17 protein-coding genes are annotated in these 20,576 nt (G+C 72.5%); 8 read left to right on the top strand and 9 right to left on the bottom strand.

From position 1 onward, the window contains the following. The first annotated feature begins 38 nt into the window (after positions 1 to 38). Positions 39 to 1,202, top strand: a complete 1,164-nt coding sequence (locus ACFYST_RS30895) for an acyl-CoA dehydrogenase family protein (protein ID WP_387867101.1) — start codon at positions 39 to 41, stop codon at positions 1,200 to 1,202. 130 nt (positions 1,203 to 1,332) lie between these two features. Here ACFYST_RS30895 and ACFYST_RS30890 read toward each other — a convergent pair whose 3' ends face one another. Beyond that, positions 1,333 to 1,872, bottom strand: coding sequence for a serine O-acetyltransferase (locus tag ACFYST_RS30890; protein ID WP_387867099.1), 540 nt, complete (start codon positions 1,870 to 1,872; stop codon positions 1,333 to 1,335). Between the two features lie 89 nt (positions 1,873 to 1,961). Then, positions 1,962 to 3,266, bottom strand: a complete 1,305-nt coding sequence (locus tag ACFYST_RS30885) for an LCP family protein (RefSeq protein WP_387867097.1) — start codon at positions 3,264 to 3,266, stop codon at positions 1,962 to 1,964. 346 nt (positions 3,267 to 3,612) lie between these two features. Here ACFYST_RS30885 and ssuE point away from each other — a divergent pair, with 346 nt between their 5' ends. The 3 genes from ssuE to ACFYST_RS30870 all read left to right on the top strand — a co-directional run bounded on the left by ssuE (position 3,613) and on the right by ACFYST_RS30870 (position 7,712). Beyond that, the gene (ssuE, locus tag ACFYST_RS30880; protein ID WP_387644899.1) at positions 3,613 to 4,167 is read left to right on the top strand and encodes an NADPH-dependent FMN reductase; all 555 of its coding nucleotides are present in this window, start codon (positions 3,613 to 3,615) and stop codon (positions 4,165 to 4,167) included. 184 nt (positions 4,168 to 4,351) lie between these two features. Next, on the top strand, positions 4,352 to 5,137 hold the full coding sequence (locus ACFYST_RS30875) for an ABC transporter ATP-binding protein (protein WP_387867095.1): 786 nt from the start codon (positions 4,352 to 4,354) through the stop codon (positions 5,135 to 5,137). A gap of 16 nt (positions 5,138 to 5,153) precedes the next feature. Further along, positions 5,154 to 7,712: an ABC transporter permease gene (locus ACFYST_RS30870; protein ID WP_387867092.1), complete on the top strand. Its 2,559-nt coding sequence runs from the start codon at positions 5,154 to 5,156 to the stop codon at positions 7,710 to 7,712. Positions 7,713 to 7,768: 56 nt separating this feature from the next. Here the strand turns inward: ACFYST_RS30870 and ACFYST_RS30865 are convergent, their stop codons facing one another. Beyond that, the gene (locus ACFYST_RS30865) at positions 7,769 to 8,062 is read right to left on the bottom strand and encodes a hypothetical protein (protein WP_387867090.1); all 294 of its coding nucleotides are present in this window, start codon (positions 8,060 to 8,062) and stop codon (positions 7,769 to 7,771) included. 140 nt (positions 8,063 to 8,202) lie between these two features. Here ACFYST_RS30865 and ACFYST_RS30860 point away from each other — a divergent pair, with 140 nt between their 5' ends. Beyond that, positions 8,203 to 10,131 carry a hypothetical protein gene (locus tag ACFYST_RS30860; protein WP_387867088.1) on the top strand — a complete coding sequence of 643 codons (1,929 nt, stop codon included), beginning with the start codon at positions 8,203 to 8,205 and terminating at the stop codon, positions 10,129 to 10,131. Positions 10,132 to 10,138: 7 nt separating this feature from the next. Here the strand turns inward: ACFYST_RS30860 and ACFYST_RS30855 are convergent, their stop codons facing one another. Next, a complete protein-coding gene (locus tag ACFYST_RS30855; protein WP_387644909.1) occupies positions 10,139 to 11,605 on the bottom strand; it encodes an LCP family protein in 1,467 nt (488 codons plus the stop codon). A gap of 104 nt (positions 11,606 to 11,709) precedes the next feature. Between ACFYST_RS30855 and ACFYST_RS30850 the strand changes: the two genes are divergently transcribed. Together ACFYST_RS30850 and ACFYST_RS30845 are read left to right on the top strand one after the other, a co-directional pair. Further along, the gene (locus ACFYST_RS30850; protein WP_387644911.1) at positions 11,710 to 12,753 is read left to right on the top strand and encodes a glycosyltransferase family 2 protein; all 1,044 of its coding nucleotides are present in this window, start codon (positions 11,710 to 11,712) and stop codon (positions 12,751 to 12,753) included. A gap of 65 nt (positions 12,754 to 12,818) precedes the next feature. Then, a complete protein-coding gene (locus ACFYST_RS30845; RefSeq protein ID WP_387867085.1) occupies positions 12,819 to 13,436 on the top strand; it encodes an acyltransferase in 618 nt (205 codons plus the stop codon). Between the two features lie 5 nt (positions 13,437 to 13,441). Here the strand turns inward: ACFYST_RS30845 and ACFYST_RS30840 are convergent, their stop codons facing one another. Further along, positions 13,442 to 14,977, bottom strand: coding sequence for an LCP family protein (locus ACFYST_RS30840; protein ID WP_387867082.1), 1,536 nt, complete (start codon positions 14,975 to 14,977; stop codon positions 13,442 to 13,444). Between the two features lie 163 nt (positions 14,978 to 15,140). After that, positions 15,141 to 15,929 (bottom strand): TIGR03089 family protein, encoded by a 789-nt coding sequence (locus ACFYST_RS30835; protein ID WP_387644920.1) that lies wholly within the window; start codon positions 15,927 to 15,929, stop codon positions 15,141 to 15,143. 118 nt (positions 15,930 to 16,047) lie between these two features. Between ACFYST_RS30835 and ACFYST_RS30830 the strand changes: the two genes are divergently transcribed. Beyond that, positions 16,048 to 16,962: a DNA-3-methyladenine glycosylase family protein gene (locus ACFYST_RS30830; protein WP_387867080.1), complete on the top strand. Its 915-nt coding sequence runs from the start codon at positions 16,048 to 16,050 to the stop codon at positions 16,960 to 16,962. 122 nt (positions 16,963 to 17,084) lie between these two features. On the opposite strand, the gene ACFYST_RS30825 is transcribed toward ACFYST_RS30830, so the two are convergent. The 3 genes from ACFYST_RS30825 to ACFYST_RS30815 are packed head-to-tail and all read right to left on the bottom strand — an operon-like array spanning position 17,085 to position 19,953. Further along, positions 17,085 to 18,362, bottom strand: coding sequence for a coenzyme F420-0:L-glutamate ligase (locus tag ACFYST_RS30825; protein ID WP_387867206.1), 1,278 nt, complete (start codon positions 18,360 to 18,362; stop codon positions 17,085 to 17,087). Between the two features lie 20 nt (positions 18,363 to 18,382). Further along, entirely contained in the window at positions 18,383 to 19,354 is a 972-nt protein-coding gene (cofD, locus tag ACFYST_RS30820; protein ID WP_387867077.1) for a 2-phospho-L-lactate transferase, read from the bottom strand. Positions 19,355 to 19,374: 20 nt separating this feature from the next. Next, positions 19,375 to 19,953 (bottom strand): cysteine dioxygenase, encoded by a 579-nt coding sequence (locus ACFYST_RS30815; RefSeq protein ID WP_387645023.1) that lies wholly within the window; start codon positions 19,951 to 19,953, stop codon positions 19,375 to 19,377. Positions 19,954 to 20,576: the final 623 nt, after the last annotated feature.

Here is a 20,576-nt window from a genome sequence, read left to right as displayed (position 1 = left end):
GCATTACTCAACGGTAACTATCGCAAGGGGCAGAGCAGATGGCGGGTAACTCCGGAGCGGACTTCGACCTCTACCGACTGAGCGAGGAGCACGACATGCTCCGCGAGGCGGTGCGTTCGCTGGCGGAGGCGAAGATCGCCCCGTTCGCGGCGGCGGTGGACGAGGAGGGGCGGTTCCCTTCGGAGGCCCTCGAGGCGCTGCAGGCGAACGACCTGCACGCGGTGCACGTGCCGGAGGAGTACGGCGGCGCGGGTGCGGACGCGCTGGCGACGGTGATCGTGATCGAGGAGGTGGCGCGGGTGTGCGCCTCCTCGTCGCTGATTCCGGCGGTGAACAAGCTGGGTTCGCTGCCGGTGCAGCTGTCCGGTTCGGAGGAGCTGAAGGCCAAGTACCTGGGGGCGCTGGCCCGCGGTGAGGGCATGTTCTCGTACTGCCTGTCGGAGCCGGAGGCGGGTTCGGACGCGGCCGGCATGAAGACCCGGGCGGTGCGGGACGGCGACTTCTGGGTGCTCAACGGCGTGAAGCGGTGGATCACCAACGCGGGTGTGTCGGAGTTCTACACGGTGATGGCCGTGACCGACCCCTCGCTGCGGTCGAAGGGCATCTCGGCGTTCGTGGTGGAGAAGGGCGACGAGGGCGTGTCGTTCGGCGCGCCGGAGAAGAAGCTCGGCATCAAGGGTTCGCCGACGCGTGAGGTGTACTTCGACAACGTGCGGATCCCGGCGGACCGGATGATGGGCGCCGAGGGCACGGGTTTCGCGACGGCGATGCGGACGCTGGACCACACCCGGGTGACGATCGCCGCGCAGGCGCTGGGCATCGCGCAGGGCGCGCTGGACTACGCGAAGGGCTATGTGAAGGAGCGCAAGCAGTTCGGGAAGGCGATCGCGGAGTTCCAGGGCGTCCAGTTCATGCTGGCGGACATGGCGATGAAGCTGGAGGCGGCGCGGCAGTTGACGTACGCGGCGGCGGCGAAGTCGCAGCGCGGTGACGGTGATCTGACGTTCTTCGGGGCGTCGGCGAAGTGCTTCGCTTCGGACGTGGCGATGGAGGTCACGACGGACGCGGTGCAGCTGCTGGGCGGGTACGGGTACACGCGGGACTACCCGGTGGAGCGGATGATGCGCGACGCGAAGATCACCCAGATCTACGAGGGCACCAACCAGGTCCAGCGCATCGTCATGGCCCGCAACCTGCCGTAGCAGGCGAGAACCACCAGGGGCGTTGGGAGCTGCGAGGGTGCGAAACCGGGGGCGCGGGGAACTGCGCGAAGCGGAAGGTGCCCGTCGGCAAGATCGCGACGTAGGGCAATGACTTGCACTTGATCGCGACCTAGCTGGCGTGCGCTCCTTGCCCGCGCAGTTCCGCCCCCTCGCTTCGCTGGGGGGACCCCCAGCGCCCCCGGTTGTGCTCTCCCTGGTCACGCTCTCCCTGGTTCGGCGCCCTCATCCCCACACGCCGGGCCGGGGCGCCGGCCCAAATTTCGTTGGGCCCAGTGGAACGCGTGAGCACCGCGTTCGCGCCGATGACGGTTCCGGCGCCGACCGTGAGGACGCCCGACTTGCAGACGATCTTCGCGCCGGCGCAGACCACCACCCCGTCCTCCAGGACGACCCGTCGCATCGCGGATTCCTCCTGCGGGACCCAGGGGTCGGCGCGGCCGATGGTGACGCCGTTGTAGAGGGTGACGTTCGCGCCGAGGGTGGTGAAGGGGTGCAGGACGGTGCCGAAGCCGCGGTGGTAGACGAGCAGGCCGGGGCCGATCTCGGCGGCGGCGGGGACCTCCACGCCGTAGAGGGCCAGGGCTTCCTGGACCAGGCGGCCGAACAGCCGGCTTCGGCGGCGGTAGATGAGGGAGGTCACCAGAGACATGGCGGACATTGTTCCGGCGAGCTGCCTGATGAAGGGTCAACGACGCGCCGGAGGGCGGGAGTTCGAAACCTCCCGCCCTCCGGTGGTGGTCACTTCGTGTCGGGAACCGCGGTGTCGTTCTTCATCGCGTCGAAGACGGCCTTGGACTTCGTCGGGTCCCACTTGACGGCGGATTCGCCGGTGGGGGTGCGGAAGTCGGGGTTGCCGATCGGGACGGTGATGGTCTGGCCGGCGCCGCCGGTGACGCCCTTCATGGCGAGGAACATCGAGCCGAGGTCGGTGAGGCCGGCGTCGTTGTCGACGATCAGGGTGTCGAGGCCGGCGGAGGCCAGCGGGTAGAAGGTGAAGGGGTTGAGCAGGGTGCCGGGGGAGGCGGCCTGCTTGGCGAGGGCGCCGAGGAACTTCTGCTGGTTCCGCATCCGGCCGAGGTCCTGGTCGGCCATCTGGTGCCGCTGGCGGACGAAGGCGAGGGCCTGCTTGCCGGTCAGGGTCTGGGTGCCGGCCTGGAGGTCGAGGCCGGAGTCCTTGTCCTTGATCGGCTGGTCGATGGTCATCTCGACGCCGCCGACGGCGTCGACCAGGCCGACGAATCCGGCGAAGCCGATCTCCGCGTAGTGGTCGATCCGCAGGCCGGTGTTGGTCTCGACGGTCTGCACCAGGAGCCGGCCGCCGCCGCTCGCGAAGGAGGCGTTGATCTTGTGGGTGCTGGCGGCTATGGACTTTCCGCTGCCGGAGGTGTCCTGGTGGGCGGGTATCTGCACCCAGGAGTCGCGCGGGATCGACATCAGGGTGTTTCCGTGGTCGCCGATGTGCAGGATCATCATCGAGTCGCTGCGCTTGCCCTCGGCGGAGCCGGTGTGGAGGTTGTCCTCCTGGGCGTCGGTGAGGCCCTCGCGGCTGTCCGAGCCCACGATCAGCCAGTTCGTTCCCTTGCCGGCCGCCGGGCGGCCCGGGTAGTCGGCGAGCACGTTCTCGTGCCGGAGCTTGCCGTCGGCCCAGAAGTAGGTGCCGATCCCGGTGGTGAGCAGCGCCAGGACCAGGCCGAGCGCCGAGTATCCGATGATCTTCTTGCGCGAGCGGCGCGGCCGGGCCGACTGCGGGGCGCCGTCGCCCCGCGGGTTCGGCTCCGGCTCGTACGACGGCTGCCCGTACGGCGGTTGGCCACCGTACGGAGGCTGGCCGCCAGGGCCGCCAGGGTCACTAGGGGCACCAGGCCCGCCCGGGTTGCTGGGCCCGCCGTACGGGGGCTGGTCGGGGCGGGAGAGCGGGACGCCCGTGCCGCGCGGATTCAACGACGGAGGCAGCGGCGGCTCCCCGCCCGCCCCGCCCCGGCCGCGTGCCGCGTCGCCCTGCCCGTATGCGCCGCCCCCCGGGCGCTCCTGCCACGTGTTCATGAGGGGAAGGATGCCCGAACCTCGGGCCGCGTGGTGATCGTCCGGCTCGGAGGGGGCTCCTTGTGGCCGTTTTGATGCAGGGCCCGGACCGTTCGGTGCGGTGTTCACCGGCCGGACACGGCCTTGACCCGGTAAAACCGCACGTGTTTGCATGGCCGCATGGAGCAGCGGAAGGTCCTCACCCGTCGGCGGCACGTCGACCACGGTCGGGTGTCCTGCTCGCTGTGTCGCGGCTGAGTCCTCGCCGCGCATTCACCCCCGGGCGAGCCCGCGCCCTCGCCCTCGCGTTCCCGTTTCTTCCGTTTCCGGCCGCCGTGCCCGCGGCCGTACGCACCGAGGTGACTCCATGGCCGTGATCCTTTCCGTCTCCGGCTCCCCGTCCGCGACCTCCCGCACCACGAAGCTGCTGCGCCACGTCGACCGCCGGCTGGTCTCGCACGGCCACCGGGTGGAGGCGCTGGACGCCCGCTCGCTGCCCGCCGGGGCGCTGCTGGCCGCCGATACGGCCGATCCGGCGATAGCCCGCGCCGTCGAGCTGTTCGAGCGGGCGGACGCGGTGGTGATCGGCACGCCGGTGTACAAGGCCGCCTACTCGGGGCTGCTGAAGGCGCTGCTCGACCTGCTGCCGCAGTACGCGCTGCGCGGCAAGACCGTTCTTCCGCTGGCCACCGGCGGCTCCACCGCGCACGTGCTGGCGGTGGACTACGCGCTGCGGCCGGTGCTGAACTCGATGGGCGCCGCGCACATCACCCAGGGCTGGTTCGTGCTGGACCGGCACATCGTGGTGCGCGAGGACGGCGGCACCGAGCTGGAGCGGGAGACCGAGGTGCTGCTGACCCCGGTGGTGGACGCGTTCTCCGCCGCGCTCCAGCCGCGGGCCGAACTGGCCGTCACGGCCTGACAGTTCGTCAACCACCGGGATCGGGACCCTTACCCCGCGGGGCGCGGACCCCTAGGGGAGAGGGCCCCGACCCCGGAGCGTTTCCCGGTGGTGGCCTTCGTCCCGGTGGAGGACGTAAGGGCGCGGTTAAGACGGGAGGCTTGAGGACATCGGGCGGACCCCACCCCACCTCAAGGAGCAAGCAGTGACCACGGCAGCGAGCGCCGCGCACCTCACACCCGTAGCCGAGCAGAACGACGTCGCCGCCCGGGCCCGGCAGGTGACCAAGGCGTACGGGACGGGCGAGACCCGGGTGACGGCGCTGAACGCGGTCGACGTGGACATCGAGCGCGGCCGGTTCACCGCGATCATGGGTCCGTCGGGCTCCGGCAAGTCGACCCTGATGCACTGCCTGGCCGGCCTGGACAGCGTCTCCGAGGGGCGGATCTGGATCGGTGACACCGAGGTCACCGGCCTGAAGGACAAGCAGCTGACCCGGCTGCGCCGCGACAAGATCGGCTTCATCTTCCAGGCGTTCAACCTGCTGCCGACGCTGAACGCGCTGGAGAACATCACGCTGCCGATGGACATCGCCGGCCGCAAGCCCGACCGGGCGTGGCTGGAGCAGGTGATCGAGACCGTCGGCCTGTCCGGCCGGCTCAAGCACCGGCCCGGGCAGCTCTCCGGCGGCCAGCAGCAGCGCGTCGCGGTGGCCCGGGCGCTGGCCGCCCGGCCCGAGATCATCTTCGGCGACGAGCCCACCGGCAACCTGGACTCCCGTTCCGGCGCGGAGGTGCTCGGCTTCCTGCGCCGCTCGGTCGACGAACTCGGCCAGACCATCGTCATGGTGACCCACGACCCGGTGGCCGCCGGCCACGCGGACCGGGTGCTGTTCCTGGCCGACGGCGTGATCGTCGACGAGATGCACAACCCGACCGCCGACTCCGTCCTGACCCGCATGCGCCGTTTCGACGGCAAGCGCACCAGCTGAGACGGGACCGGGAACGATGCTGCTCAAGACTTCGCTGCGGAGCTTCCTCGCGCACAAGTGGCGCCTGGTGCTCTCCCTGCTGGCCGTGGTGCTCTCGGTTGCCTTCGTGGCCGGCACCCTGGTCTTCTACAACACCGCCACCACCACCTTCGACCGGCTGTTCGCCGCCACCGCCTCCGACCTGTCGGTGCGCAAGGCGCAGGACGAACTGACCGCCGACGGCCCCGGCCGGGCCCCGACCGTCCCGGTCGACGTCCAGAAGAAGCTCGCCGCCGAACCGGGCGTCAAGGCCGCCGTCGGCAACGTCTTCGCCTCCACCGCGACCCTGGTCGACCCGGCCAGCAACAAGCTGGTCGGCCCGACCTCCGGCGCCCCCACCCTGACCGGCAACTGGACGGACTCGCCGCGCACGTCGGTCGACATCACCTCCGGCCACCAGCCCCAGGGCGTCGACCAGTTGATGCTGGACGCCGACACCGCCAAGAAGTCCGGCCTCGGCCTGGGCGGCAAGCTCCGGGTGATCACCGAGACCGGTAACTACGACTTCACCATCTCCGGCATCGTCACCTTCCGGACCACCAACCCCGGTGCGGCGCTGGCCTTCCTGGACACCCCGACCGCGCAGCGGGTGCTGCTCGGTACCGAGGCGTACACCTCCGTCGAGCTGTTCGGCGACGGCAGCCGCAGCAACGACGAGCTGAAGACCGCCGCGCTGGCCGACCTCGGCAACGGCTTCGAGGCGAAGACCGCCGCCGAGCAGCAGAAGGAGAACTCGGCGGGCGTCGGCTCGTTCCTGAAGTTCATGAAGTGGGCGATGCTCGGCTTCGCCTTCCTGTCGGCCGCCGTCGGCATCTTCCTGATCGTCAACACCTTCTCCATGCTGGTCACCCAGCGCACCCGGGAGATCGGCCTGCTGCGCGCCATCGGCGGCAGCCGGTCGCAGGTCAACCGCTCGGTGCTGGTCGAGGGCCTGATCCTCGGCCTGATCGGCTCCACCATCGGCATCGGCGCCGGCCTCGGCCTGGCCGCCGGCATGATCCAGCTGATGAAGGCGACCGGGATGAACCTGGACGCCTCCTCGCTCCAGATCACCTGGGCCGTCCCGGTGGTCGGCTACGCCGTCGGCCTGCCGGTCACCCTGCTCGCCGCGTTCTTCCCGGCCCGCCGCGCCGCCCGGATCACCCCGATGGCCGCGCTGCTCGACCACTCCGCCCCGGCCGAACCGCGCGCCAACCGGATCCGGGCCGCGGTCGGCCTGCTGATCACCGGTGCCGGCGTCGCCGCGCTGGTGCTCGCCGCGGGCTCGCCCGGCTCCACCGGCGGGATGCTGCTCGGCCTCGGCCTGCTGGCCACCCTGGCCGGTTCGGTGGTGCTCGGTCCGCTGCTGGTCTCCATGCTGGTCCGGCTGTTCGGCGGCCTGCTGCCCGCACTGTTCGGCCCGGCCGGGCGGCTCGCCCAGCGCAACGTGGTCCGCAACCCGCGGCGCACCGGCTCCACCGCCGCCGCGCTGATGATCGGACTGGCCGTGGTGATCGGCGCCTCGGTGGTCACCTCCTCGATGGTCGGCTCGATGACCTCGCAGATCGACAAGTCCGTCGGCGCCGACTACGTGGTGGACGGCGGCCACGGCGCCCTCACCCCCGCCATGGTCGACGCCGCCCGGCGCACCAACGGCCTCGACCACCTGACCGAGCAGCGGAACGTCCCCGCCGAGATCACGCTGCCCGACGGCGGTACCCTGCGCACCCGGCTCGCCGTCTCCGGCGCCAGCCTGCTGAAGGACTTCCGGCTCCCGATCGCCTCCGGCAACGCCGAGGCGGTGTTCGCCGACGGCGGCATCTCGGTCGGCCAGGACTTCGCCGACGAGCACCACCTCAAGGTCGGCGACCAGCTCAACGTCAACTACGGCGAGGGCCGCGGCCAGACCCTCAAGGTCGCCGCCGTCATCAAGACCGGCAACCAGCTGTTCGACCAGCGCTTCTTCACCGGCACCGACACCGTCGCCAAGGCGATGAACGGTCAACTGCCGCCCGTCGGCGTACTGCTCGGCGCCGCGTCGGCCGGCGCCGACAAGGGCGCGGTGCTCGCGGACCTGCAGAAGTCGCTGGCCGACTACCCGCAGCTGGTGGTCAAGGACCAGGCCGGCTACAAGGAGATGGTCAAGTCCCAGTTCGACCAGCTGCTCGCCATGGTCTACGGCCTGCTCGGCCTGACGATCGTGGTCGCCGTCCTCGGCGTGGTCAACACGCTGGCGCTGTCCGTGGTCGAACGCACCCGCGAGATCGGCCTGCTGCGCGCCATCGGCCTGTCCCGCCGTCAGCTGCGCCGCACCGTCCGCCTGGAGTCCGTGGTGATCGCCCTGTTCGGCGCCGTCCTCGGCACCGTGCTCGGCCTCAGCTGGGGCGTCACCGCCCGCGCCGTCCTCGCCGAACAGGGCCTGACGGTGCTGACCATCCCCACCGGCACAGTCGTCACCGTGCTGATCGGCTCCATCGTGGTCGGCCTGGTCGCCGCCCTCGTCCCGGCCTTCCGCGCCGCGAGGATGAACGTCCTGGCCGCCATCGCCACCGACTGACCGCTTGTCCCGACCAGCAGGCCCGCCCGGAATCCCCGGGCGGGCCTGCCGCCGTCTCAGGCCACGGTGAAGTGACTGCCGTTGCGCACCCCGAGCCGCGCCGAGACCGGCACCTGCGCCCCGTCCGCCACCGTCAGCTCGCGCATCCCCGCGCCCAACCGGGCCGCCCGCTGACCCCGGTACCGGAACCACACCGACACCACGTGCCGCCCCTCCGTCACCGGCACCCGGTTGACGCCCCAACGGGCCCGCGACCGAACCCCGTCCACGTCCACCACCGGCTCCGTCGCCATCCGGTGGAACCAGGCCGTGAACCAGTGCGGACGCACCTCGACCACCAGCACCGCCATTGCGGACACCCCCGTCGGATCGCTCTCCTCTTTAACGTAGCTCCACGGCTGAGCGTCAGCAGCGGTTCGGGCAACGGGAATTGAAGCTTCCTTTACCTCCGGTGCGAGCGCCCCGGAAGGCGCCTGCCAGAATCGCGCGCATGTCGGAATACCCCGCGCCCCCGTTGCCCGCCGCGCCCGCGCTGACGCTGGCCGCCGCCGACCAGTGGCGGGCCGCCCGGGTGTGGCGGCGGCTGAACAGCCGCTGGCTGGCGCTGCTGCCGGTGGTGACGGTGGTGCTGGCGATCGCGTTCGACCGGACGCCGGACCGGTGCGACTCGCTGCGGGCCTGCACCGTGCCGTACGCCGAGAGCGCCGCACCCGCCGTGCTGCTGGTGGAATTCCTGGCGCTGCTGCTGCGCCGCCGCACCAGCTTCGTGGTGCCCGCCGCGGCCGGCCTGCTGCTCTGGTTCCTGCCGAACGCGCTGCCCGGCCCTTGGCTGCCCACCGCCGCCTGCGCCGCGCACCTGCTGGCCGCCGCCGCGCTGTACCGGGAGGACGCCGGCCTGCGCCGCGCCGAGGCCCAACTGGCCACGCTGATGGGCCCGCCGGTGCCCTACCCGTGGACGCTGCGGGGTGCCGACTCCCCGATCGACCCGCCGTCCCGGCCCCGGGTGCGGCACATCCTGGCCGCCCTGTTCGGGGCGGCCGCGGTGGTGCTGCTGGCGGTCGGTGTGCGGCAGACCGAGGACGACCTCGCCCGGGCCGCCCGCGCCGACCGGACGTGGGGCACCGTCCGCAGCATCCACGACGGCGGAGACAGCGCCACCGTCGAGTACCGGCTGCCGCACGAGTACCGGACGCTCACCGCCGAGGTGGACGGCGACCGCACGGTCGGCGACCAGGTCCCGCTGCTGGTCGACGGCACCGGCTGGTACCGGGCCGCCGACGAGTGGCAGGACTCCGCCGCGTGGTGGCTCGGCGTCGGCGCGGCCGGCACCTTCGCCGTCCTGCTGCTCCTCTCCGCACGCCGCACCACCGTGGCGCGCCGAACCATCGGCGACAGCGCCCCCGCCCTGCGGGTCCGGGCCCGGCGGACGGCGAGCGGCGTCCTGGAAGTACTGCCGGTGGACGGCGGCGACCGCGAGGCCGGCCTGTGGCGAGTGATGCCCTTCGGCGACGAAGCCGCCCAGTACGCGCCCGCCGACCTCGACGGCCCGGCCGCGTGGATACCCGACCCCGAGGACGACGAGGACGACGAGGACGACGAGGACGACGAGGGCGAGGACGACGAGGACACGCCGGTCGCCCTCGGCAAGGCCGACGCCCCCGTCGAAGCGCTGCTCTACCACTGGGGCGGCGGCCGCAACCGGCTGGTGGTGCTCCGCTCCCCGGAGACGCCGCACAAGTGGACGGCCGCCCGCGCCGTCGTCCTGGCGGCCCCGTCCAAGCGGGACCGCGACGGCGAAGCGCGCGACGAGGAGGCGCAGGTGAAGGCCCAGGTCGCCCGCAGCCTGGCGGACGACCGCGCCGAAGACCCCGGCGGCAGCCCGGAACCGGCCCGGGTGTTCGGCCTGCCCACCGCGCTGCGCTGTGCGGCGGCCCCGGTCGCCGCCGTGCTGATCGGCGCGGTGATGAACTTCCTCGCCGATCAGGACAGCCTGGTGGACAACCTGCTCCGCCCGCTGGTGATGGGAAGCGGGCTCCTGCTCGGCGTGATGGGCGGGTTCGGCTGGCAGCTCGCGGTGGACCGCGACGGCGTCGTCCTCAGCGGCGTGCTGCGGGTGCGCCGGGCGAGCTGGCAGCAGGTGACGGCGGCGGCGCTGCACAGTGGCCGCGTCACGGTGCGGTACCGCAGCCGGCCGCTGTTCGGCTTCAGCGCGGGCCCGGCCCGCCTGCTGCACCGTCACTTCGGCGGCGAGTTCGATCCGCAGCAGGTCGCCCGCATCGTCACCGCGCTCGCCCAGCGCCCGGAGCGCCGCCCGCTGACGGCGCTGCCCGCGGGCACGGTCGGCTCGATGCTGTGGCTGAACCGCCTGGTGCTCGCCGGGTACATGGCGTGGGCGGTGGCCCAGTACCTGCTGCGCTGACCGCCCGTCAGGCCGGGCAGCTGATCTCGCTGCCGCTCTCCGCCCCGGCCACCGGGCTGCTGCCCGCGGCGGCCGGTTCGGGCGCGGTGGCGGCGGCCGGGCCCTTGTATTCGCTGCCCGCCACCACCTGGAGGGTCGCGCCGAGGTTCGGGACCTTGACCAGCTCGGCGTCCGGCAGCGCGGCGGCCAGCACCTTCACCGACTCGTCCCAGTGCGGGTCGTAGCGGATCACGGTGCGGGTGGCGGCCGGTCCGTTGCCGGGGGCGTTGGACGGGGTGCCGGTGGTGGCGAACCCGGCCTTGCGCAGGTCCTCGTCCACCCGGGTGCCCAGGCCCTGCACGCCCGCGCCGTTCAGCACCTGCACCCGGATCTGCCCGGGAGGAACCGTTCCGGCAGCCGGCGCCGTCGTGGGGGCCGCCGCCGTCGGCGCCGGACCGGTCAGCGGCCGCCCGGCGCGGACCGCCTCGAACAGCGCCTTCGCGCCCTTCTCGTCCCACAGCACGGTCGAGCCCCAGCCCTGCACCGGGTGGTCCACCGAGGACAGCGGCACCGTCGCGAAGTCCGCGTTCGACGCCGACACGTCCTTCAACCGGGTCGCGAAATCCAGCAGTTCGGCGTTGCCCAGGCCCTTGTCCACCTTCACCGAACGCAGCACGGTGTCCATCACCCCGGTCAGCTTCGCCGGGTTGAGCAGGGTGCCGCCGGAGGACGCCTGGTGCAGCAGCTGCGCCAGGAACTTCTGCTGGCGGTGCATCCGCCCCAGGTCCGAGGAGCCGTCCACGTGCCGGGCCCGGACGTAGCGCAGCGCGCCCGCGCCGTCCAGCCTGCTGGTGCCGGCCGGCAGGTCGAGGCCCGAGTAGTCGTCCTTCAGCGGCTTGGGCGAGCACACCTGGACGCCGCCGAGGGCGTCCACGGTGGAGACGAAGCCGAGGAAGTTCACCTCGATGTAGTGGTCGATCCGCAGCCCGGTGTTCTGCTCCACGGTGCGCACCGCGAGCGGCGCCCCGCCCATCCCGTACGCGGCGTTGATCTTGCCCTTGGAGGCGGCCACCTGCTTGCCGGAGATCCGGTCCTGGTGCGCGGGGATGTCCACGTACGAGTCGCGCGGCACGGACACCACGGTGGCCCGGCCGCGGTCCGCGGACAGCTGGACGACCATCATGGTGTCGGTGCAGTGGCAGGACTCGCCGCCCGCGTGCAGGACGTTCTTCAGGGTGGCTTCCGGGATGCCGTCCCGCTCGTCGGTGCCGACCACCAGGAACGTCGACGCCCCGTCGTCCGCGGGCCGGTCGGGGCCGCCGCCGATCGCGTCCACCCGGCCCAGCGAGGAGCCGACGCCGTTCAGCACCGCCCAGCCCGCGCAGGAGGCGGCCAGCACCGAGAAGGAGAGCGCCCCCGCCGTCCACAGCCCCCAGCGCCTGCGGCGCGTCCGACTGGATTTGGACAGGCGAACGAGCTGGCGCTGAACAGGCATTCTCCGGATGCTAAGCGCTGCGGCCCGCCCGGCCCCGACGGCGCGCCGGACCGGGACCGACCCGGGCCGACACCGGGCGGTCCGCGCCGGTACGCTCGGGCACGATGAACACCAAGGCTGCTGAGGAGCTGCCGGCGGTCTCCGTGATCATGCCGGTGCTCGACGAGGAACGTCACCTGCGCACTGCCGTCCACCGGATCCTGGAACAGGAGTACGGCGGCGAACTGGAGGTGGTGATCGCACTCGGCCCGTCCACGGACCGGACCGACGAGATCGCCGCCGCCCTGGTCGCCGAGGACCCGCGGGTGCGCACCGTCCCCAACCCGACCGGCCGCACCCCCGCCGGCCTGAACGCCGCGATCCGGGCCAGCCGGCACCCCGTGGTGGTCCGGGTGGACGGCCACGGGCTGCTGACGCCCGGTTACATCGCCACCGCCGTCCGGCTGCTGGACGAGATGAACGCCGCCAACGTCGGCGGCATCATGCACGCCGAGGGCGAGACCGAGTGGGAGCGGGCCGTCGCCACCGCGATGACCTCGAAGATAGGTGTCGGCAACGCCGCCTTCCACACCGGCGGCCTGGCCGGCAAGGCCGACACCGTGTACCTCGGGGTGTTCCGCCGCGAGGTGCTGGAGCAGCAGGGCGGCTACAACGAGGAGTTCATCCGCGCCCAGGACTGGGAGCTGAACTACCGGATCCGGCAGGCCGGCGGACTGGTCTGGTTCACCCCGCAGCTGAAGGTCACCTACCGGCCCCGGCCGACCCCGCGCGCGCTCGCCAAGCAGTACAAGGACTACGGCCGCTGGCGCCGCGTCGTCACCCGCTACCACCGCGGCTCGGTCAACCTGCGCTACCTGGCCCCGCCGTTCGCCCTGCTCGGCGTGGTCGGCGGCCTGGTGCTGGGCGCCGCCCTGCACCCGGTGTTCCTGGTGTTGCCGGGCGGCTACTTCGCGGCGATCATCGCCGGCGGCCTGGCGGAGGGCCGCGGCCTGTCCGCCAAGGCCCGGGTGCAGGTCCCGCTGGCCCTCGCCACCATGCACCTGAGCTGGGGCTTCGGCTTCCTCACCTCGCCGCGCAAGCTGGCCCGCAAGGTGATCGCCTCCACCCCGCCCGCACCGATCGACCCGGCCACCACCGCCGGAGCTTGACCGGCGGTCCAGGACGGTCCCCGGAAGCCCGGACGGGGGCCGTCCACCCGCGCTAGGGTCGCGCCATGACGAGCAGCGCTCCCAGGATCGAGGCCACCGCCGACGTCGACCCGCGCGCCAACCTCGGCCCGGGCAGCGCCGTCTGGCACCTCGCCCAGGTCCGCGAGCACGCCGAGATCGGCGCCGAGTGCATCATCGGGCGCGGCGCCTACGTCGGCCCGGGCGTGAAGCTCGGCGACCGGGTCAAGCTGCAGAACCACGCCCTGGTGTACGAGCCCGCGGTGCTGGAGGACGGCGTCTTCGTCGGCCCCGCCGCCGTCCTCACCAACGACCTGTACCCGCGCTCCGTCGACCCGGACGGCCGGCTCAAGCGCGGTGACGACTGGCACGCCCGCGGCGTCACGCTCCGGCAGGGCTGCTCGATCGGCGGCCGGGCCGTGCTGGTGGCCGGTGTCACCGTCGGCCGGTGGGCGCTGATCGCGGCCGGCGCGGTGGTGCACCGGGACGTCCCCGACTTCGCGCTGGTCGCCGGGGTGCCCGCCCGCCGGATCAAGTGGGTCGGCCGGGCCGGCGAACCGCTGGAGCCCGCCGGCGAAGGCCACTGGCGCTGCCCGCGCACCGGCGAGCAGTACACCGAGACCGCCCCCGACACGCTCGTGCCGGACGCCGAACTCCCGTCCTGACCTGCCTACTTGAACTTCGACGCGCAGACGTTGGTGTCGTCCGCCCGGACCCGCTGGAGATCCTTCGGCGCTTCGGTCGGCACCGCCGACGGCGAGCCCGCCCCGACGAAATCGGCGCCCAGCAGCACCGTCACGCCGTCCCGGCCACCCGCCCGCACGGCCGTCGCGGGCAGCCCGAGCGCGGCGGCCACCGCCCGCGCCCGGTCCTCCTGGCCCGCCGGGTAGGACACCGAACTGGCCTGCCGGACCTCCGCGTTGCTGGCGAAGGCGGCCAGCGCGAATCCCTTCGCCCTCAGCACCGAGACCGCCCGCCCGGCCTGCCCGGGCGTCCCGGTGCCGTTGCGGACCGTCACCTTCACGTCGTCGGCGTCCAGCTGGGACGGGGTCGGAGCGGGGGAAGGTGACGCCTGCTGCTGCGCGACCTCGGTCAGCGAACGGTCGGCGGCGATCATCGCGAACAGCTGCTGCGCGTCACCCGGCTTGAGGACCAGCCGGTTGCTGTCCGTCGGGTCGTCCAGCACCGGCACCGTGGTGAAGGTGATGTTCCCGGTGTTCACCCGGGAGATGTCCAGCGCCAGGTCCTTCAGCCGGTTGACGTCGTTGATGGCGCTGTCCACGGTCAGCGCCTTGGAGGCGGCGTCCGCCAGGCTCCACAGCTTGGCCGGGCTGGTCAGGGTGTCGCTGCTCTTCATCTTGCGGACCATCGAGCTGATGAACTGCTGCTGGAGCGGAATGCGCGTCAGATCACCGCCCAGTCCCACCGCGTGGCGGGTCCGGACGAACGCCAGCGCCTCCTCGCCCTGCACCACGTGCCGCCCGGCGGACATCTTCAGGTGCGAGTACGGGTCGTCGATGGCGGTGGCCGCGCACACCTCGACGCCGCCGACCGCCGTGGAGAGTGACTTCACCGCCTCGAAGTTGACCATCATGAAGTGGTTGATCCGGACGCCGGTCAGCTTCTCCACGGTCTTCCAGGTGCAGCCCGGGTCCCGCCCGTCCTGCCCCAGACTGCTGTTGAACATCGCCCGCGCCTCGCCCGGGATCCGCTTCTCGCCACTGCGGCACTCCGGGACGGCCACCATCAGGTCGCGCGGGATCGACAGCACCGTGGCGTTGCTGCGGTCCTTGGAGATGTGGAACAGCAGCGTGGTGTCCGCGTGCCCGGTGGACCCCTCGTCGCCGTACTCGCGGCCCAGGCCGACCCGGCTGTCGGTGCCGATCACCAGCAGGTTCAGCGCGTCGTTGGTCGCCTGCGGGCGCTCCGACTCGTCGCCGACCTGGACCTTCACCGAGGAGATGTTCCGATTGAAGTGCCGGTACACGTAGAACGCCCCGCCGCAGCCCGCCGCCAGCACCAGGCCCAGCGAGCCCGCCACCCAGGTCAGCACCCGCCGCCCGCGCACCACCCGGCCGCGCCGCCGCGCCGCCCGTCCGCCCGGCGCCGCACTGGCACCCGAGGGCCTGGACGGCCGCGCCCGCCGACTTGAGTGCTGCCGGCCCGAGTTGTCCGAGTCACCCCGGTTCGGGTGTCCGCTGTTCATCCGGGCCACCCTAGAGGAGCCCGCCCGGCGAACTCCCCGGCTCCGGGCGGCCGTCACCCGTCGGAGCGGCGGAAAACGGCAACGGCGCGCCCCGCCCGGATCACCTCACCGGGCAGTGCGCGCCGTTGCCGCAGAACTGTTCGGCCACGCGGGCCGGGCCGGGTCAGCCGAGACGCAGCGTCACCCGTTCGGATTCGATCCGCTGCTGCCACTGACCATCCGTCAACTGTTCGGAGTTCCGGCACAGAACGACCGAGGCCCCGGCCGCCAGCGGCGCCAGCAGGCCCGCTTCCAACCCCGTCCAGTCGTCGAACGACAGCGTCGACAGAACCCGGCTGCCGCTGTCCAGACCCAGCCGGGCCGCGCCCTCCCGGGCCAGCGCCACGGCCTGCTCGCCCGTCAGCTTCAGCGCCAGGCCGTCCACCGACGACTCCAGCGCCGCCGCCTGCGGATCCACCGGCGAGTACGGGGCGAACCGGTCGCCCTGCCCGGGCACCTCCGCCGCGTAGTCCAGGAACCCGTCCGGCCGCTGCGGGAACCGGCCGCCCAGCGGACGCAGCGCCAGCGCCACCCGCTCCCCGGGGCACTCCTGCGCCGCCTCCAGACCCTCCGGACCCGACACCACCAGGTCCGCGTCCTTCGGCTCACCGCCCGGCACCGCGACCACACCCACCGACCAGCACGCCAGCAGCCACACGGCGGTCTGCCAGTGCGCCGGCAGCAGCAGCGCCGCCCGGTCGTCCGGCGAGGCGTTCAGCTCGTCCTGCAACAGGTTGGCCGTCTTCGCCACCCAGTTGTCGAAGGTTTTCGCCGACAACTCCACCCGTTCCCCGGTCGAGTCGTCGTAGAAGGTCACCAGAGGGCGGGACGGATCGGCACCGGCCCCGGCGCGCAGGTAGGCCTGCAGCAGCTCGGCGGGGGTGCGGGCGTCGGCAGCGAAAGGCGCAGTCATGGTGCGCCCCAGCCTACGTCCTGCGCACGCCCGGACGGGAGGGTGCCCGCCCGTCCACCCGCCTCTCCGCGTTACCCTCGCAGACGCCCCCGCGAACGCGCACACCCCGAGGAACCCGATGCCAGAGCTGACCCGACAGTGGCGGCCCGGCTACCCCCTCGACCTCGGCCGCACCCTCTACCCGCTGCAACGCGGCACCGGCGACCCCGCCTTCCACCGCACCCCCGACGGCACCGTCTGGCGCGCCTCCCGCACCCCCGACGGCCCGGGCACCCTGCGCATCCGGCCCGACCACGACGAGATATCCGCCACCGCCTGGGGCCCCGGTGCAGGCTGGCTGCTCGAACAACTCCCCGCCCTGCTCGGCGCCGAGGACGACCCCGCCGGGCTCGTCCTGCCCCCCGGGCCGCTCCGCGAAGCCCAACGCACCTGCCCCGGACTCCGGTTGACCCGCACCGGCCTGGTGATGGAATCCCTCGTCCCCGCCATCCTGGAACAGAAAGTCACCACCGGCGAGGCCTACCGGGCCTGGCGCACCCTGCTCCGCGACTACGGCACCCCCGCCCCCGGCCCCGCCGCCGACCTCGGCCTGCGCGTCACCCCCACCGCCCGCGACTGGTCCCTGATCCCCAGCTGGGCCTGGCACCGCGCCGGCGTCGACCCCAAACGCTCCGCCACCGTCCAACGCGCCGTCCGCCTCGCCGCGAAGCTCGAAGCCGCCTCCACCATGCCCTCCGCCGACGCCTTCGCCCGCCTCACCGCCGTCCCCGGCATCGGCATCTGGACCGCCGCCGAAACCCTCCAGCGCAGCAACGGCGACCCCGACGCCGTCTCGGTCGGCGACTTCCACCTCCCCAACATCGTCGGTTGGGCCCTCGCCGGCCGCCCCCGCAGCGACGACGCCCAAATGCTCACCCTCCTCGAGCCCTACCGCCCCCACCGCTACCGCCTCTGCCGCATCCTCCCCCTCACAGGCGCGCGCCCACCCAAGTACGGTCCGCGCCTCACCCCGAACGACCACAGGGGACGCTAGGGGCGCGGAGGGCCCGGAGGGCCCGGAGGGCCCATCAGGGGCCCGGGGAACGGCGGCGCCAAGTCTGCGGATGACCAACAGGGCACTGTGCGTCCCGCCGTTTCCGGTCCCCGTCCGTACCGTTACCTCACCGTCAGAAAGTCATCCGCCGAGCGTGGTTGACGATCCCTCGGCCCCTCCGCCGGCCGCCCCACAGCAATCGCCCCCATGGGATCCCACCCGGCGGGCAGGTCCAGAACCTCCCGCACGGTCTCCCGGCAGAACATCGTCGACGACACCCACGCGGACCCGTACCCCTCGCCGGTGAGGGTGACCAGCAGGTTCTGCACCGCAGCCCCGATCGCGACCGTGAACATCTCCCGCTCGGCCCCGGCCCGCCGCCCGTCGGGGTAATCGTGCGACCCCTCCATCACCAGGCACGGAATCACCAAGTACGGCGCCCCGCGCAGCACTTCGCCACGCGCAGTACGCTGCGCGATCCGCTCCTCGGACCACCCGTCGAGCTCCCGCAGGTCCCGCTGCCAAGCGCCCAGCATCGCGTCCAGCAGCCGGGTCCGGCTCTCCGCGGATTCGAGCAGCACGAACCGCCACGGAGTGGTGTGGTGCGGCGCGGGCGCGGTGACGGCAGCGGCGACCGCCCGTCGCACCGCGCCCCCGTCCACCGGCTCATCCGTGAAGGAACGTACGGTCCGCCGCAGCGTGACGGCCTCCCGGATCGCCTCCGACGTCCCCAGCCGGAACATGTCGTCCTTCGCGGAGCGGATGATCGCCCGGACCCCGTCCCCGTCCTCCGCGGTGACCAGGCCGGCCAGGCCTCGCACGATCGCGACGGGCGTGCCAGTGGCCTTGCCCTTCACCAGGTCGGCGGCGGCGGCCAGTTCGTCGGCGGTGGCGGTGACGGTCAGCTGCAACTCGTTGCCGTGGCTGTCGGTCCGCCCCCGGTGGTCCTCCAGCACACGCAGCCCTGCCGCCCCGATGGCCACGTCCGTGAGCCCGTTGCGCCAGGGCCGCCCGAAGGTGTCGGTGACGATCACGGCGAGCCGTCGGCCCGTCAACTGCTGGAGCCGGGCGCGCAATCGGCGCGCGGATTCGTCCGGGTCGAGCGGCAGCAGCAGGACGGTGCCGGGGGCGGTGTTGGACGCGTCGACGCCCGCGGCGGCCATCACCAGGCCGTTGCGGTTCTCGACGATCCGGACGGGGCCGCGCCGGGCGACCACCCGGACGGTCTCGGCGTCGATCGCGGCTTCGCGGTCGTCCGCGTGCAGCAGCCGGCCCTCGGCCTTGGAGACGATCTTGGACGTTATCACCAGGATGTCGCCGTCCTCGAACTCGCCCGCCTTGGCGATCAGTTCGGCGATGTCGTCGCCCTCGGCGATCTCCGGCAGTCCGGTGACCGGCATCAACCGCAGTCCGTCGGTGGTCACTTGGCGACCTCGGCGGCCAACTTCAGTGCGGCGCGGGCCATCTCGGCGGTGGCGTCGACGTCGGTCATCAGCAGCGGCACGGCCCGGCAGGCGATGCCGGCGGCCTCCACCTCGGCGACGGCGGCGGCGTCCGAGCTGTCCACCAGCCAGCCGTCCAGCAGCCCGCCGTTGCCACGAGAGCCGTAGTGCCGGGCAACAGCGGCGGCCGAGGTCTCCACGCCGACAGCGGCGAGCACCTTGTCGGCCATGCCGCGCACGGGCGCGCCGCCGATGATGGGGGACAGGCCCATCACGGGGGCGTTCGCACCGGCCACCGCCTGCCGGATGCCGGGGACGGCGAGGATGGTGCCGATCGACACCACCGGGTTCGACGGCGGGAGCACCACCAGGTCGGCCCCGGCGATGGCCTCCAGCACGCCGGGCGCGGGCTTCGCGGTGTCCGCGCCGACCGGAATGATCGCCTCGGCGTCGACGGCGGCGTGCAGCCGCACCCAGTACTCCTGGAAGTGCACCACCCGCGGCCCGTCCGCGTCGGTGATCCGGACGTGAGTCTCCACCCGGTCGTCGCTCATCGGCAGCAGTCGCACGCCGGGCTGCCAGCGGTCGCACAGCGCCTCGGTGACGGCGGACAGCGGGTAGCCGGCGCCGAGCATCTGGGTCCGGACGATGTGGGTGGCGAAGTCCCGGTCGCCGAGCCCGAACCATTCGGGGCCGACGCCGTAGGCCTTCATCTCCTCCTTGATCGACCAGGTCTCGTCGCGGCGGCCCCAGCCCTGCTCCTCGTGGATGCCCTCGCCGAGGGTGTACATCACGGTGTCCAGGTCGGGGCAGACCTTCAGCCCGTACAGGTGGATGTCGTCGCCGGTGTTCCCGATGACGGTGATCTCGTCGGTGGGCGAGACCGCCGCCCGGAGTCCGCGCAGGAACCTGGCCCCGCCGATGCCGCCCGCCAGTGCAGTGATTCGCATGACTTCATCCTGCCAGCGGGTCAGTGCACCCGGTGACGGAGCTGCTGGGTCGCCGCCGGGTACTGGTTCATCTCGACCAGGCCGGGCGTGTACAGGTGGACGGAGACCGCGGGCTCCAGCGAGGCGTTGACCATCTCGTGCAGGTGGCCGGTGGAGAGCACCCGCAGGCCGCCGGGGGTCAGGGCGCGCGTGCCCTCGCCGCCCGCCGTCAACGAGCGTTCGGTGAGCTCACCCTGAAGGACGGTCATCACGCCGGCCGAGCGGCCGTGGTCGTGGAAGCCGCTGGACTGGCCGGGCAGCCAGCTGAGCAGCCACACCTCGTAGCCGGGGCCGGTCTCCAGCCGGGAGTACCAGCGGGTCAGCGCGTCGTAGCGGACCAGCGGCTCCCAGCGGGCGCGGTCGGCGGCGATCTCCCGGACCAGCCGGGCGTAGCCGGCGACGGTGGTGGGGTGCGCGGGCAGGTCGGTGCGGGCCAGGTGCGGGAAGGCCGTCGGGTCGCCCGCGATGGACACGTCGCTCAGACCGTCCGTCCAGCGAGGGGTGGCCACGGGCAGGGGCAGGGGCTTGCGGTCGCGGTTGCGCTTGCGGAGGCGGGGCATTCGCACGGTGTGACGTCCTCGGGTTCGGCTGCGGGCATGGATCAGCCGGATCCGCGAGAGCGTTCAGGGGGGACTGTCGCGCGGTCGGCCTCTGTTCCGGGGGCGGCGCGCGGTGGGACGCGGGCGCCTAGATACAGCGGAGACAGCGGCAACAACACGAGGAGTTCGCGGCAGCACCGAGGAGCGCCTGGCGGCGCCGGTCGGCGGAAAGGGCCGGGAACTCTGACATGCCGCCAAGCAGACCGCAACCGACCCTCCAGTGTCAAGGAGCCAGGTCGGACATTCGGGTCACATCGTCCTGGAACCGCCGGATGGGGTGATAAACGCCCAATCAGGTTTGGATGGGAAGATCACGGGGAAAGGACGGCGTGAGATCGCCTCGAACCGGCAGGTCGGGCACGATCGGGCGGGCTGACGACAGGTCAGGAACCAGGTGGGATGTCCAGGTTGTCCGGATATGTACACTATTCGTAGTGGCTTGGTTCCGGGGAGTGAATCCTTGGCCCAATACCAGAGCTCGGCTTGACTGGGCCAGAGTGACGCAACTGTAATTTCTCTCGTGTCGTTCCGCCGCACCGGCAACGGCAACACCACGGGGACGCCAAGAGGGGCAGAGGAGGCGC

Source organism: Kitasatospora sp. NPDC004614 (assembly GCF_042873675.1).
Taxonomy (GTDB): Bacteria; Actinomycetota; Actinomycetes; order Streptomycetales; family Streptomycetaceae; genus Kitasatospora.
Note: the sequence above shows the minus strand (reverse complement) of the source record. Positions and strands in the feature narration are given on the sequence as shown.

Excerpts from the sequence above, each read along its gene's own strand:
- ACFYST_RS30890 (WP_387867099.1), bottom strand. The coding sequence starts at position 1,872 with ATGTCTCTGGTGACCTCCCTCATCTACCGCCGCCGAAGCCGGCTGTTC.
- cofD (WP_387867077.1), bottom strand. The coding sequence starts at position 19,354 with ATGCGAATCACTGCACTGGCGGGCGGCATCGGCGGGGCCAGGTTCCTG.
- ACFYST_RS30815 (WP_387645023.1), bottom strand. The coding sequence starts at position 19,953 with ATGCCCCGCCTCCGCAAGCGCAACCGCGACCGCAAGCCCCTGCCCCTG.
- ACFYST_RS30845 (WP_387867085.1), top strand. The coding sequence starts at position 12,819 with ATGACGAGCAGCGCTCCCAGGATCGAGGCCACCGCCGACGTCGACCCG.
- ACFYST_RS30870 (WP_387867092.1), top strand. The coding sequence starts at position 5,154 with ATGCTGCTCAAGACTTCGCTGCGGAGCTTCCTCGCGCACAAGTGGCGC.
- ACFYST_RS30885 (WP_387867097.1), bottom strand. The coding sequence starts at position 3,266 with ATGAACACGTGGCAGGAGCGCCCGGGGGGCGGCGCATACGGGCAGGGC.
- ACFYST_RS30825 (WP_387867206.1), bottom strand. The coding sequence starts at position 18,362 with ATGCCGGTCACCGGACTGCCGGAGATCGCCGAGGGCGACGACATCGCC.
- ACFYST_RS30895 (WP_387867101.1), top strand. The coding sequence starts at position 39 with ATGGCGGGTAACTCCGGAGCGGACTTCGACCTCTACCGACTGAGCGAG.
- ACFYST_RS30860 (WP_387867088.1), top strand. The coding sequence starts at position 8,203 with ATGTCGGAATACCCCGCGCCCCCGTTGCCCGCCGCGCCCGCGCTGACG.
- ACFYST_RS30835 (WP_387644920.1), bottom strand. The coding sequence starts at position 15,929 with ATGACTGCGCCTTTCGCTGCCGACGCCCGCACCCCCGCCGAGCTGCTG.
- ACFYST_RS30850 (WP_387644911.1), top strand. The coding sequence starts at position 11,710 with ATGAACACCAAGGCTGCTGAGGAGCTGCCGGCGGTCTCCGTGATCATG.
- ACFYST_RS30840 (WP_387867082.1), bottom strand. The coding sequence starts at position 14,977 with ATGAACAGCGGACACCCGAACCGGGGTGACTCGGACAACTCGGGCCGG.
- ssuE (WP_387644899.1), top strand. The coding sequence starts at position 3,613 with ATGGCCGTGATCCTTTCCGTCTCCGGCTCCCCGTCCGCGACCTCCCGC.
- ACFYST_RS30865 (WP_387867090.1), bottom strand. The coding sequence starts at position 8,062 with ATGGCGGTGCTGGTGGTCGAGGTGCGTCCGCACTGGTTCACGGCCTGG.
- ACFYST_RS30855 (WP_387644909.1), bottom strand. The coding sequence starts at position 11,605 with ATGCCTGTTCAGCGCCAGCTCGTTCGCCTGTCCAAATCCAGTCGGACG.
- ACFYST_RS30830 (WP_387867080.1), top strand. The coding sequence starts at position 16,048 with ATGCCAGAGCTGACCCGACAGTGGCGGCCCGGCTACCCCCTCGACCTC.